The sequence below is a fragment of the Butyrivibrio sp. TB genome, from assembly GCF_900110805.1.
Lineage (GTDB): Bacteria > Bacillota > Clostridia > Lachnospirales > Lachnospiraceae > Butyrivibrio > Butyrivibrio fibrisolvens_C.
Map to the genome: position 1 here is coordinate 1 of NZ_FOER01000025.1, position 13,792 is coordinate 13,792.

General features: G+C 40.1%; 8 protein-coding genes and 1 pseudogene. 4 read left to right on the plus strand and 5 right to left on the minus strand.

What is annotated here, in order from left to right:
* Window positions 1–175: pseudogene (locus BMX21_RS20080) on the plus strand (ISNCY family transposase); the annotation flags it as partial.
* 669 nt (window positions 176–844) lie between these two features.
* Here the strand turns inward: BMX21_RS20080 and BMX21_RS15220 are convergent.
* The 4 genes from BMX21_RS15220 to BMX21_RS15235 all read right to left on the minus strand — a co-directional run bounded on the left by BMX21_RS15220 (window position 845) and on the right by BMX21_RS15235 (window position 5,350).
* Window positions 845–1,486: a metal-dependent hydrolase gene (locus BMX21_RS15220; RefSeq protein WP_051199451.1), complete on the minus strand. Its 642-nt coding sequence runs from the start codon at window positions 1,484–1,486 to the stop codon at window positions 845–847.
* Window positions 1,487–1,746: 260 nt separating this feature from the next.
* On the minus strand, window positions 1,747–2,178 hold the full coding sequence (locus tag BMX21_RS15225; protein WP_027204276.1) for a hypothetical protein: 432 nt from the start codon (window positions 2,176–2,178) through the stop codon (window positions 1,747–1,749).
* A gap of 22 nt (window positions 2,179–2,200) precedes the next feature.
* On the minus strand, window positions 2,201–4,015 hold the full coding sequence (locus tag BMX21_RS15230; protein ID WP_092045660.1) for a glycoside hydrolase family 27 protein: 1,815 nt from the start codon (window positions 4,013–4,015) through the stop codon (window positions 2,201–2,203).
* A gap of 414 nt (window positions 4,016–4,429) precedes the next feature.
* Window positions 4,430–5,350, minus strand: coding sequence for a magnesium transporter CorA family protein (locus BMX21_RS15235; RefSeq protein ID WP_092045662.1), 921 nt, complete (start codon window positions 5,348–5,350; stop codon window positions 4,430–4,432).
* A gap of 541 nt (window positions 5,351–5,891) precedes the next feature.
* Here BMX21_RS15235 and BMX21_RS15240 point away from each other — a divergent pair.
* The 3 genes from BMX21_RS15240 (at window position 5,892) to BMX21_RS15250 (ending at window position 11,535) form a co-directional block, all read left to right on the plus strand.
* Window positions 5,892–7,205: an MFS transporter gene (locus BMX21_RS15240; RefSeq protein ID WP_177174063.1), complete on the plus strand. Its 1,314-nt coding sequence runs from the start codon at window positions 5,892–5,894 to the stop codon at window positions 7,203–7,205.
* 61 nt (window positions 7,206–7,266) lie between these two features.
* On the plus strand, window positions 7,267–8,415 hold the full coding sequence (locus BMX21_RS15245; RefSeq protein WP_092045669.1) for an ArsR/SmtB family transcription factor: 1,149 nt from the start codon (window positions 7,267–7,269) through the stop codon (window positions 8,413–8,415).
* Between the two features lie 732 nt (window positions 8,416–9,147).
* Window positions 9,148–11,535 carry a phosphoketolase family protein gene (locus tag BMX21_RS15250; RefSeq protein WP_022754901.1) on the plus strand — a complete coding sequence of 796 codons (2,388 nt, stop codon included), beginning with the start codon at window positions 9,148–9,150 and terminating at the stop codon, window positions 11,533–11,535.
* A gap of 121 nt (window positions 11,536–11,656) precedes the next feature.
* Here the strand turns inward: BMX21_RS15250 and BMX21_RS15255 are convergent, their stop codons facing one another.
* Window positions 11,657–13,498, minus strand: coding sequence for a glycoside hydrolase family 36 protein (locus BMX21_RS15255; RefSeq protein ID WP_092045671.1), 1,842 nt, complete (start codon window positions 13,496–13,498; stop codon window positions 11,657–11,659).
* Between the last annotated feature and the right edge of the window lie 294 nt (window positions 13,499–13,792).

The following is a 13,792-nucleotide window of genomic DNA, read 5'->3' on the forward strand; positions in this document are numbered from 1 at the left end:
CGATATCAACCATATGAAGGATAATCTTTGTTTGGCTGGACGCCGCACTCAAAATGAGAAGACTCTGCATGCTGATCTGATACTTGCAGGAATCACTCAGCTTATATCTGTAGTACTTGCTGACAAAATTCATCACCATGAATACATCAGAAGCCTCAAGCCCCTCATAGCATAGGGCTTACCAACTTAATAAGGCATCAGCCTTATTCAAGTGCGCCTAAGATAAGATTTATCAGCCCAGTTCACGTCTTTGCCCTCAACAAAAGCGTTCCAGAATGCTTTTGTTAAGGTTACATCTAAACTTTTAATGAGTTTCGCAAATACCTAATAAATAACTACAACTTAGCACTCTGACGGTGCAGTATCTTCAAGGATTTTGCCGGGGGACTTGACACTCAGGCGGACAGAATATAAAGCATTGCCACGCTGCTAATTGTTTTATAAATTCATGGCATGATATCTGTAGCTTTTTATTCTGGGGTCCAAACTCGCTTCGCTCAGACATGTGGACCCCATGCAGAATAAAAACCTCCATCTATCACGCTCATGAATTTTATAAAACAATTAAAAGCGTGGCAATGCTTTATATTCTGTCCGCCTGAGTGTCAAGTCCCCCGGCAAAATCCTTGAAGATACTGCACCGCCAGGGTTATAAGTTTTACTAAAGAAAAAACCTTTCTCTAAATAACACTATAAAGCGGATGGATACTGAATTCTTATTATTTTATGACAATATTTTCTTAATTATTGTTATCTTCTCTTTGCTTTATGCTGTACATGACAAAACGATTAGCTGCTTATTTTTTCTCCTGGCACCATTTTCACCTTTACTTCACATAGATGACTAATTCAGCCTTAGTACTGTCAGCATAGTTGCATATGCCTCCTGCACATATGGAAGTGTCGAAATGTAAATCGCTGATATAAGCATTCCGGCAGCCATCATCAGTTTATTTACATAACCTTTTGATGAGCAGAGATTGAAGCTATATCCTTTTTTCATGGGCCAGAGTATCTTTTCACGCTTCCTGTTTAGAAGGTCTATTATCAGATGTGATGCATACCCGACCGCAAAGTACGGCACCACCTCAGGGAATATTATCCCTACACATGATGAAAATAATAAAAGTGCCAGTAGCGAATGCATAAATGACCTGTGAGGTTGCCTCATTCCAAATACACATAGTAAAAGAAAAGCTGCGCTTCCTGTTATGATCCGATAGATATTACTATCAGCAAGCAGTCTTCTGTATATACCTATATGAAAGTTATACTCTATTATGATCACTGCTCCCAAGGCCAGTGTAGCCGCCATAACTATCTTGTCAGCTTCCTTATGAGCTGTGGATGTTCCGGAATCGATGTCACTTATGACGCCTCCTATTGCTGCAACTCCAGTTCCTGCTACTACAACAGGCAGTGACTCAGGTCTTAAGGTTATAAGCGCAGCCGCCATTCCTACAAAAAAATGTGTTCTTCCAAGCATAGATGTGCCTCCTTCTGTTAATACCTTTAGTAGACGACTAAAGTACATGTAGATCATCAAATGTCATATATGACATTTGATGACTAACAAAGTGCATTTTCTTAATTCGTTTACTATTGTTGTCTATACACGATTATGCTTTATGTCTTATTGCAGCCAGATTGTAGAATCTGTGCGATAATGGCACCAGCTTCACCATTCTACCAAATGCTCAAAAAAAAATGAAGCGACATGTTTAAAACACATCGCTTCATTTACATTTACTTTGAGCTATTCCATATTTTAGATAAGATCTGTTTCATTTCCTCATGCTCAATTCCGGAGTTCATATCGAAGATTTCAAATGTTTTGCCGGAAGACTTATCAGTGATCGTCTTTGATCCCATAATTCCTTTACAATAAACCTGAGCTATATGAAGTACGCAGGTCCTGCAGTCATAGAGGTCTACAAGTACGTTTGCACGTTGTATATCGCTTACATCTATTTCTTCCAAAAGATATAGAAGCGTATGATGTAATATTCTGGCTGCTGCCTTCCTTGTAATGTAATCATCCGGATGGAGATAATCCTGATTGTCGATGACATTCATAGTATAAGCTTCTCTAAAAAGCTCATCATCTGTCATCATCTCGCCGCCGATATGATCATCTCTCATTATGGCGAGGGTAAATTCTCTGACTGTTGCTTTCATGCCATAAATACCTGTTTTGAAATCATCTGATCGGTGATACGCGAAGTGTCACATTGTCATGAGCTTTAATCCCATCTACTGAAACAATTCTTCCTGAAAGACTATTCTCTTCGCCTGTCCAGAGATCTTTGATCTTATATGACTGTGCATCTTTGAAGATCTCAGGATCTGCCATCTTGCCCTCAATAGCGCTTACTATATTATCAAGGCTGATTTCTATCTTATTAGTATTGTTTTCGCCGGACAGATTTATAAATGATACTGCGATATCGCCGCCATAAAGGGGCTTTGCAAGGATATCTACCCTGTCATGATTCATAAGGTATACCTTATCAGCATCCTTGTCTGCAAGGCTTGACCATACTCTCTTAGCCTGAACGCCCAGCTCATCCTGATTGAGGGCAATGATATCTTGGTTGGTTATTATGTTCCAGATATAGTCACCTTTTTCGACCTTTCTAAGGTCCATGCCTAGCATAAGTGGTGAGTTCATCATAGACCACATGGCAAAATGAGTTTTGGCCATAGTTTCATCAACATCTCCCATTCCAATAACCATCATATCCGGGTCGTTCCAGCCTCTTTCAAGGCTGGCGAATTCATCCATTATTACGCATTTGTCATACTGTGATGTGATACTGCAGGTTCCGTCTGCTTCCCAGTATCCTCTTCCAGGGTCCCCGTCTCTTCCTACCTGGAATGTTATATCATTAAGGATTCTCCAGGAATCACCTACTTTGTATCCCCAATCGCCAGGCATTGTCTTGCCCCATTCGCAGATTGAAAGGAGTATGTCCTTATTAGGATCGGCTTCTTTCAAGGAGTTATACATTGCCGCATAAGAGCACAGTGTGTTTTCCTGACGTCTGTGATTCATAAGTCTAAGAACTGTATCGCTGCCTTTTACAGCTATATCGCACACATAGTTTTCCTTAAAGTCTTCCGGTCCCTGTGTACTTTCTACAAGGTTATCAAAAAAGAAATCTGACATGCTTCCATCTGATACAGCAACCTGGAGCCACTCGCCAACGCCGGCTTCTTTTCCTGTAGCATAGGTTACATACAGTTTGTAAGAACCTTCTGTTACATTCTTTAGATCAAAGGTAAGCTCGCTACTCTGGTCTCCAACCGGTGTGTTACCTATATTAGTTCCATCAAAAGTACCTATATTAGTAACATAGGATTCTTCGATCCTTGCATGTCTTCCTGTTATCACGCCATCAGTTACTGCATTATATGTATATTCGCTTCCATCTTGGCTTACAAGCTTTACTGCCTTAATCCTTGGAGCATAAGTGTATCTTGCATTCTCACCATTTGAGAATGTTGCATTATCCCATAGATAGTAGCAGTTATCAACCTTAAGGAAATCAATATCCCAATCTGTATAGCTTACTGCATCAACATCTTCAAAGCCGCAGGTTCCAACTGCTGATCCTGCGCAGAGGTTGGTTCCTATATCATTGTACATTCCAAACTTAAGGCCTTTAGCATGGATATAATCTGCCAGTGCCTTAAATCCGCTTGGGAACTTAAGCGGCTCATTAGTAAGCTTTCCATCTACTCTTTCTGAGTTGTAACAGCCATCATCAAGAACAAGATATTCATAACCTGCCTTATCAAGTTCCAGTTCTATGAATCTGTCAGCCATAGCTTTGGTAAGAGCTTCTGTATTACCGCTTCCAAATGCATTCCAGCTGTTCCAGCCCATTGCAGGGAGTCTTTTCTTTTTGCCCTCAAAAGTCTTTCCATTATTAAAAGAATCATATCTGTAATCTTTACTGCTAATTACCTGAGGGTGTTCTCTTGATGTTCTAGTGATCTTATCTGAAGCCATGTTATGTCCTTTCCATACATACTTTGTTGCCAATTGCCCAAGGTACTGTACCCATAATATTATGACGTAAGGGTCAAAAGTCATTTCGATTCGAGCTTGCTCGAAATCGAATATGAATTTATGACCCGCCAAACATGAGCAAAGTAGCACGTAGTGCGGATTTGCGAATGTTTAAGGATTGTGAGAGTTTCGAAGAAACGGAACAATCCGGTAGTCATATGGTGTCAAAAGGAACTTTTGACACCTACCTCATATTATGTGATCTGTACTATGTACCAATGCATATTTTCCAATATCTACAGCCTTAAAACAATGTCACTCTGTGCTATTATCTGCCCAATTATTACCATAAAAAATAGCGCAGTTTCTATGTTTACTGCGCCATTATAGAAAGGCAATGTAATTATGTGACTTTTACAGAAGTTTCTTTTTCTTAAAGAAAGTTATACATACTACTACAATTAGTATACATATGATACCTGTCACAGGATATGCCCACTTCTCGTCAAGTTCAGGCATGTATTTAAAGTTCATGCCATACCATCCTACGATAAGAGTAAGAGGCATGAAAATACTTGATATTACAGTAAGATAAGCAAGGTTACTATTCTGCTTCTCATCAGTCTTGGACTGACAGAACTCGCGCAGCTGGATAGTGAATTCTACAAGGGATGTTACTCTTTCATACAGTCTCTGGATTCTCTGGTTAACAAGATGGAAGTATCTTTCATTGCTGGCCATGAAGAATTCATTCTCATTCTCTTCAAACTCCTGACATACATCCATAAGCTCCAGATAATGAATCTTAAGATCTCGCAGCTGATTTCTCATATCAGCTATCTTCATAAGTACATTATCTGTATACCCTGCAAATATCTTCTTCTCTATCTCATCAAGAGTTCTGTCATAGGATGCAAGAAGATCTGCATCGTTATAGATTATCTGCTCTAAAAAATCATAAAGGAATCTTTCAAGACATGGATTAAACAGTTTTTTTGAAGAAGAAATCCTGTCTATGATCTCTCCTGCAAGTCCCTGATCGTCTACGAAGATTATACCTTTTTCATCAAGTGAGAAAGAAAACTCACCTGCTTTCTCCGGCATGTTCTGCCTATCAAGTACAGAGAACTTACCTGTTATGGAATCGTAGTTAACTTCAGCTCTGGTACCACTTCCGGATCTTGAATATATATCCCATTCAATACCCATATCAAAATCCGTACTTCTATCTTTCCATTCATCGCTTGTCATGACTATGACATACTGGAAATCAAGATTTTTATATGTTTTAAGCTCTATAGGCTCTAACTTTTCACTTATCTTATAACACCTCATAAACTACTCCTCGTATATTATCCATAAAATCACACTACAATTCATTTTACCACGTACAAAAAAACTCCTGCCACTATTGTTTGTATATCAATCTTCATCAAGCCACCAGTTATTTAAATTGCCATTTTCATCAAAAACTGTATTGAAATTCTCTTTAGACCACATTCAAAATGATCATTTTTATCAACTATTTGGGGATACATAAAATCCAGAATCGCTTGAATCATGTATTGCCTCCTTGATCTTTTTTATTCTGTATCGTAGTAATATTATCATCATCTAATTCAATGCTTGACATACATCTAACATCAATGTATTATACTGATCAAGGAGGCGTTAGATGTATATCTAACTCTCCAAGAGACAAATATCAAACATCGCCTCATCTAAGCTATATGAACAGCTTTAACAGATAGGCTCAACCAGTTCTCACAGGAGGATCAAGTTTGAAAGTGTTCCACTTTCAAACCCAAATTGATGACGCGAGCTCCATCAATTTGAACCATTAGTCACTCGTTTCACTCGCGACATGAGGTTAATCATGAGTTTTAAGTATGGCAAGCTATTCAGAAATCCAAACTACCGCAAAAATCTCGCATCAACCATCGTCAATCGTTTCGGAGACTCCGTAGATGCTATCGCATCATCATGGATAGTATATGAACTTACCGGTCAGGCATCCTGGTCTGCCATCATCTATGCTATCAACCGTCTCCCCACCATCATCGTGACTCCTCTTGTAGGACCATGGGTTGAGAATCACAGTAAGAAAAACATCATGGTTGTAACCGACCTTATCCGCGCAATATGCGTAGGTGTCATGGCTACCGGCCTTTTGATGGGCTTTTTAAGTGCTCCGCTTATAGCACTTTTAAATCTCATCATCTCTACTGCAGAAGCTTTCCGCGGTCCTGCTTCATCAGCTTTTTTCCCTATGGTTGTAGATAAGGACTCCTACAACGAAGCTATATCTCTTAACAGCTCAGTATCATCCATCACAGAGCTTATAGGTACCGGTCTTGCCGCTGCCATCATCGCTCTTATAGGGAGCTCCGGAGCTATATATCTTGATATGGCAACTTTTGTAATCTCAGCACTTCTTATAGCATGGATGAAGATACCTGCAGAAACTCTTAATACTAAGGTATCTGCCAGCGCTGGTGCATATCTTAAGGAGTTAAAAGACGGGTTTGTATACTGTAAAGGAAAAAAGATTCTTGTAGTGTTTGCTTTCGTTGCACTATTTCTAAATGGTATACTTGTTCCTATCAACTCTCTTCAGACACCTATAGTCACAGAAGTACTTAAGGGAGGACCTGAACTTTTATCTATCTTCGGAATTGCTGTTACAGTATCAATGCTTCTGGGATCACTGCTTTTCCCGGTATTTAGAAAGTTTTTGAATGGCAAGAAGACTATAATAATGATGATTGCTCTTATCATAACCTTCTATCTCGGTCTTGTAGGCGCAGCGCCACTGTATGAAACTAGATACGGAGCTGCTATAACACTATTACTCCTGTCTATAGCACTTGGCTTTGGTATATCTCTTGGCAATATGTATATAAATGTTGAGATGTTCAATGTTATTGACAGATCTTACCTTGCAAGAGTTTCAGGCATAGGAAGTGCCATTTCTGTTGGAATTACACCCGTAACTGCTTTTATTATAAGTATTGTGGTAAAATTAACTTCTACAAAGGTTATACTGGTTATGGCAGGTGTTGTTGCTTTCCTTTTTGGCATGTACATGCTCACATCAGGAACCAAGGCTATTGTAGAAGCTGAAAGAGAAAACAAAGAGTCTTCTGCTCTGGCTGATGAAAAAAGCTGTGCAGATGAAATAATAGCTTAAGATCGCCGGACTCTCCCAAGGGAAGTGGTTTTCCGCCTACGAACACGAAAGGATTCTATTTATGAACAATTATTCTTATAAAATACATTATGTATACGAAAGCCTATCCCTTTTAAATGTATTGGTGGAGCCAGCTCCATATTTTAAGCCGCATATGGACAAAAGTGCTGTCGATTATGACATCATCCCGGGGCCAAGGGAAGAAAAGTTTGTAGAACTGCTCCAGCGTATAGAAGACGATGCAAGAGAAGAATTTGCACAAGATATTGACGATATAAAAAGCTATTATGCCCTTGAAGATAAGATAAGCTATTCATTTGCAAGTATGCTCCTACTCCACGATAGCGTATGTCCTGCTATGAATGATATTCCGGAGAACATATCTATCAAAGATTATCAAAAGTATATTAAAGATATACCAGAAGAAAGCTACAATAAGTATTTCTATCAGCTTATAAGAAGAGCCGGCAAAAACGCTTCTGACAATGATGATGCAGAATATGCCGGTATCTGTGATATTATCGATGCTATCTATGAAATGGATATAGCTGACAGTGACAAATTAAAACTTCAGCAGCTCTATATACACCGCAGTGAGCATATACCAAAGCTCTTAACTATCATAAGCCGCGCAGCCAAAGTTCTTAAAAGATATGAAAAAAAGCTCGAAGAGTTCGGTAAAGATACTATCGATTATGCCAAAAAAGATGCCGCAGATGAGCCATATGTAGATTATGTCATGAAGAAAATGGGATATTCATCTTCCGGTTTTAACTCTTCAAATGATTGTTATATCACTCTCTCCTATCTAAACTGCATGAAGGTCAGTCTGAGTTTTAAAGGGGACGATATCAAAACAGCAAGGCCTATAGCCCAGATAGGAGCTATATACAGCGACAATCTGACATATGACAAAATCATGATCAAGAGAACGAGCATAACGCAGGATAAGGCTCTTACGATCTTAAAACTTCTGTCTGATAAGAGTAAATTAGAAATCCTACAGCTGACCAGGGATGAGGCATATTATGGAGCACAACTTGCCAATAAGATAGGGCTTACGACAGCTACTATATCACATCACACTTCAGCTTTATTTGAACAAAGTCTCTTACAGATTGAGAAAGTAGATTCTAAGATCTTCTATAAACAAAATCAGGAGACTGTTAAGTCTTTGATCAAATATCTTGAGGATACACTGCTTAAGTAAACAAAAGGCAATGCACTTCCTTTAGTTTTTATACTTATACAATTCAAATGAGGTAGGTGTCAAAAGTTCCTTTTGACACCTTATGACTAACGGATTGTTCCGTTTCTTCGAAACTCTCACAATCCTAAAACATTCGCAAATCCGCACTACGTGCTACTTTGCTCATGTTTTGCGGGTCATAAATTCATATTCGATTTCGAGCAAGCTCGAATCGAAATGACTTTTGACCCTTACGTCATTCAAATAATAATTATAGTAAATATCACTTTCCAAAAAGCGGATAGACCTTTCGGCCTATCCGCTTTTTGTTTTTGAAGTATTTTTGCAATTTTCGGAAACAGCTAACTAAATTATTTTAGCATATGCCAAATAATAGAAGCAAATAATGGTTTCTGACGATTTACAATAACACACAAATATGGTATCATTCTTATCATATCTTGTTCCTATCTGGTCAAGTATTGCTCTATGTATTCCAAATTATTCGCCCTATTATTCAAAATTTTTATCATATAACATTCCGACTATCAAGTATACTTAATGCTTGCTTTATTTTTTTCATTAATTGCTATATTTTTAGGTACAAATAAAATATTTTAGTTTCCTATTGTAATTTTTCCCACAATGTTATATTATCGTGTTCGTGTTAATTTTTTAACACGAAGAACTATATGGTAGATGACATTTTGAATTTGTTATTTACTGGTATTTACAAGTATTAAAGGAGAAGAAATGGAAGACGTTAAGACAACTGTCTGTGAAGAAAAAGGACCTATCACAGACGAGCTACTCACCAAAATGAACGCCTACTGGCGTGCAGCCAATTATCTTTCAGCCGGCCAGCTTTATCTGCTTGATAATCCTCTTCTTAAGAAGCCACTTACAATGGATATGATCAAGAAGAAGATCGTTGGTCACTGGGGAACTGTACCTGGACAGAACTTTGTTTATGTTCACTTAAACCGTGCTATCAAGAGATATGACCTTGATTTGATCTTATTATCAGGTCCCGGACATGGCGGAAACTTCTATGTTGCCAACACATATCTTGAAGGCACTTACAGCGAGATCTATCCTAACATCAGCGAAGACGAAGAAGGTATGCAGAAGCTGTTCAAGCAGTTCTCATTCCCAGGCGGTGTTCCAAGCCACTGTGCACCTGAGACTCCCGGTTCTATCAACGAAGGTGGTGAGCTCGGCTATTCTATAGCACATGCATTTGGTGCTGTATTTGATAACCCGGACCTTATTGCAGCTGTTACTGTTGGTGATGGTGAGGCTGAGACAGGACCTCTTGCTACATCATGGCAGTCCAATAAGTTCCTTAACCCTAAGACAGACGGTGCTGTTCTTCCTATTCTGCACCTCAATGGATATAAGATTGCTAACCCTACTATCCTTTCACGTATCTCACACGAAGAGCTTGTGAAGTACTTCGAAGGTATGGGCTGGAAGCCATATTTCGTAGAGGGTTCAGACCCTATGTATATGCACAGAAAGATGGCTGAAACTATGGACAGCGTCATCGAAGAGATCAAGGCTATCCAGAAGCACGCTCGTGAGACAGGCGATACAACTCGTCCTGTATGGCCTATGATCGTCCTTAGAACTCCTAAGGGATGGACAGGCCCTGATTATGTAAATGGCGATAAGGTTGAAGATTACTGGAGAGCACATCAGGTTCCTGTAATGATGGATCATGATGATCACCTTGAGATCCTTACAAAGTGGCTCAAGAGCTATCATGCAGAAGAACTCTTCGATGAGAATGGTAAGCTTATCCCTGAACTTAAGGCACTTGCTCCTACAGGCAATGCACGTATCGGTGCTAACCCTCATGGTAACGGTGGTCTGCTTCTTCGTGACCTTCGTCTGCCTGACTTCCGCAAGTACGCTTTCGATGTAACAGCTCCCGGCGAAAAAGACGGACAGGATATGACAGAACTTGGTAAGTTCGTTCGTGATATCATCAAGCTCAACAAGGAATCACGCAACTTCCGTGTATTTGGACCTGATGAAACCAATTCTAACAGACTTAATGCTGTATTTGAGGAGACAAACAGAGTTTGGAATGCAGATACTCTTGATATAGATGATGCTCTTAACGCTGATGGTCGCGTTATGGACTCAATGCTTTCAGAGCATATGTGCGAAGGATGGCTTGAAGGATACCTTCTTACAGGTCGTCACGGTTTCTTCGCAAGCTACGAGGCATTCATCCGTATCATCGACTCAATGGTAGCTCAGCACGCTAAGTGGCTGAAGGTTTGCAACCAGCTTCCATGGAGAGAAGAGATCGCATCTCTTAACCTCCTCCTGTCATCTAACGTATGGCAGCAGGACCACAACGGTTTCACACATCAGGATCCCGGTTTCATGGATCATATCGCTAACAAGAAAGCTGACGTAGTACGTCTGTATCTTCCACCAGATGCTAACTGCCTGCTCTCTACTTTCGATCACTGCGTAAGAAGCCGTAACTATGTAAACGTTATCGTTGCATCTAAGCATCCTCGTCCACAGTGGCTCACTATGGAACAGGCTGTTAAGCACTGCACACAGGGTATCAGTATCTGGGATTGGGCTTCCAATGACCAGGGCCAGGAACCTGATATCATCTTCGCTTGTGCAGGTGAGACACCTACACTCGAGGCACTTGCAGCTGTATCAATCCTTAACAAGGAGCTTCCTGAAGTTAAGATCAGATTCATCAACGTTGTCGACCTGTTCAAACTTCAGCCTGCATCAGAGCACCCACATGGTCTGTCACACGCTGAATATGACATGCTCTTCACAACTGATAAGCCTGTAATCTTCAACTTCCACGGCTATCCTACACTTATTCACGAGCTTACATATCGTCGTCACAACAACAGACTTATGCATGTTCGCGGATATCAGGAAGAAGGAACTATCACAACTCCATTCGATATGAGAGTTCAGAACAATATCGATAGATTCCACCTTGTACAGGATGCTCTTAAGTATCTTCCACAGCTTGGAAACCGCGGCGCATATCTGTATCAGCGCATGAGCGACAAGCTTGTTGAGCACAAGCAGTACATCCACGAGGTTGGTCTTGATCTTCCTGAAGTAGCTAATTGGAAATGGGAGAAATAATCCTTTCATAAAGCTCACATAACGGAGTCATAAAAGTGTTTAAAATAAAAGGTCTTGCCGCCGGATAAAAATCCGGGGCAGGACCTTTTTAGCGAAGTTTCAGGCAAATTTAATTATAAAATTATCTTCTTAAGAAAAAAGCTTTTCCTCTAAAATCTCCATCCAGCTCACTGCCAAAGGTATCTATGATGTTATATCCGGACAGATACTTATCTATTTCAGGATTACTGCCATTTTCGAAAGTATGTGCTACCAGAAGCGCTTCATCTCCGTACTCTCTAAGCACAGCCTGATATCCTGTAAGATTATTGTAGTCATTACATTTGCAGTCTATTACAGTTGTCACGCCATTTTTTATGATATGCTTAACTTCATCATAGAAATCTATAGCCTTATGTGTAGTGTCCCAGGCTCTTTGGTCTATATCAAATATCTCACCACTAAGGCACATTCTTCCAAGGAATGCTGAGCTTAGGATATAATTGACCCTATGGATGTCATCTGCTGCTCTTAGAACTGCCCATATCTGGCTCTGCTCGGGGCGTATGACTCTGTGAAGGTTAGCGGCTATTACAGGGATGCTCTTGCATTCATGGGCATCAGAGAAGCTGGCCTGTGATACAAGTTCCATCATAGAAGGCTCTAGTCTGTGTCCGCCGCTTGAACAGTTCTCTATTACAAGAGACGGAATTTCATCAGAAAGCTTTTTGAAGAACTTCTGAGTTCCAAGAACGCTTTGTCTAAGGCCTTCTCCAAGGCTCTCTGCGCCATCGCAGCCTACACCTATAGTATCGTTATAGTCAATTTTGATATACCCAAATCCGTTCTTTTTCAAAAAATCTATTACCTTCCTTGACAGATAATCTATGCACCAGTCATCTCTCATATCAAGAAATCTCTGACCATCAACATTGATAGGATCACCAAAACGCTTTAACAGGTGCTCAGTCTGTTCATACAACTGTGATAGTGTTGCCGCCTTTTCAAACTCGAACCAGATGCCGGGGATAAGGCCATAAGACTTTATCATATCTGTCATCTCTTTGATTCCATTTGGGAAAAGCTCAGGACTTTCGTCCCAGTCTCCTATCGTATCCCACCAGAATTTATCAGGCTGTTTGTACCAGCCGCTGTCTATAACAAGGTATCTGACCTTAGTATCTTTAAGTGCTTCGCATATCTTCTTAACATTATCGAGAGTAGGATTGCCCCAGGTCGTGCAGTATTCATTGTATATAATAGGCATATCCTTATCTACATCTGCTATACGAGGGTTCTGCGCCTTTACAAGCTTATCACTCACTTCAAGTAAAGACTTACCCTTAGCAACGACTGCCCTAGGCGTAGTGAAGCTCTCGCCGCTTCTGATGCACTTACACCAGTGGCCGTAATCAAAATCTGCAAGACCTCCGCACAGCGAAACAGGATCAGCTGTCCTAAAGACCTCTATCTGCCAGCTGGAGGCGCAATATATCTGCACACCGATAAATTCACCGGTAGCAGTGTTTTCAAGAACAGCATATGGGAACCATTTACGGACAGGCATAGAACCTATCTGTCCGAACTTCTCGATTCTGGTCCCATGCTTGTTCCAGGATGGTTCCATGTTAAGATCAGTAAGTTTCTGTGTTAGAAGCTTACCTTCAGCGCTCCAGAAAGACGTCGCTCTATGAAGGACATCTGCTTCTATATTATCAATACAAAAAGATGACAGGAGATCTATTGTGATATCCTTGCTTGATGTATTCTCAAAGACAGTGTAACACTGTGTCACATTACCTTTTGGTATATGATAAGCTGTAACCTTATAATTATCAGCTTCATATACAGTCTTCTCAGCATCCTTATATACCTGCTTACATCTTCTGACACTCTCACTATTAGCAAGCGATATACCATTAGTATAATGTCCGTTAAAAGAATCCCCTCTTACCTTCACTTGAAATGCATATACTTCTTCCATAAGTTCTCTCCTTTTGATAAATACCTTCTACCATATTTCTAAATGCAGCCCCCTCGCACTTGTACAATACAGCATCACCAAAGTTTTTGCTGCACCGTACAAGTGCGAACTTGAGTAACCAATACTAATAATATTAAAAATTACATTACAAAAAAGCTTGGAACTTTTGATATAAATAACAAAACTTATTAATACACGCTCTATTTGCAAACTTCCACAACTTAGCCAATGCGGTATCCCCTAAAGCTTTGCCGGGGCGGATGGTATATAAAACATTGACGCGCTTTTAATCGT

What these genes read in the sequence shown, in the direction of transcription:
- BMX21_RS15245 (WP_092045669.1), top strand. Translation starts at nt 7,267, where the DNA reads ATGAACAATTATTCTTATAAAATACATTATGTATACGAAAGCCTATCC.
- BMX21_RS15230 (WP_092045660.1), bottom strand. Translation starts at nt 4,015, where the DNA reads ATGGCTTCAGATAAGATCACTAGAACATCAAGAGAACACCCTCAGGTA.
- BMX21_RS15240 (WP_177174063.1), top strand. Translation starts at nt 5,892, where the DNA reads ATGAGTTTTAAGTATGGCAAGCTATTCAGAAATCCAAACTACCGCAAA.
- BMX21_RS15235 (WP_092045662.1), bottom strand. Translation starts at nt 5,350, where the DNA reads ATGAGGTGTTATAAGATAAGTGAAAAGTTAGAGCCTATAGAGCTTAAA.
- BMX21_RS15250 (WP_022754901.1), top strand. Translation starts at nt 9,148, where the DNA reads ATGGAAGACGTTAAGACAACTGTCTGTGAAGAAAAAGGACCTATCACA.
- BMX21_RS15255 (WP_092045671.1), bottom strand. Translation starts at nt 13,498, where the DNA reads ATGGAAGAAGTATATGCATTTCAAGTGAAGGTAAGAGGGGATTCTTTT.
- BMX21_RS15225 (WP_027204276.1), bottom strand. Translation starts at nt 2,178, where the DNA reads ATGAAAGCAACAGTCAGAGAATTTACCCTCGCCATAATGAGAGATGAT.
- BMX21_RS15220 (WP_051199451.1), bottom strand. Translation starts at nt 1,486, where the DNA reads ATGCTTGGAAGAACACATTTTTTTGTAGGAATGGCGGCTGCGCTTATA.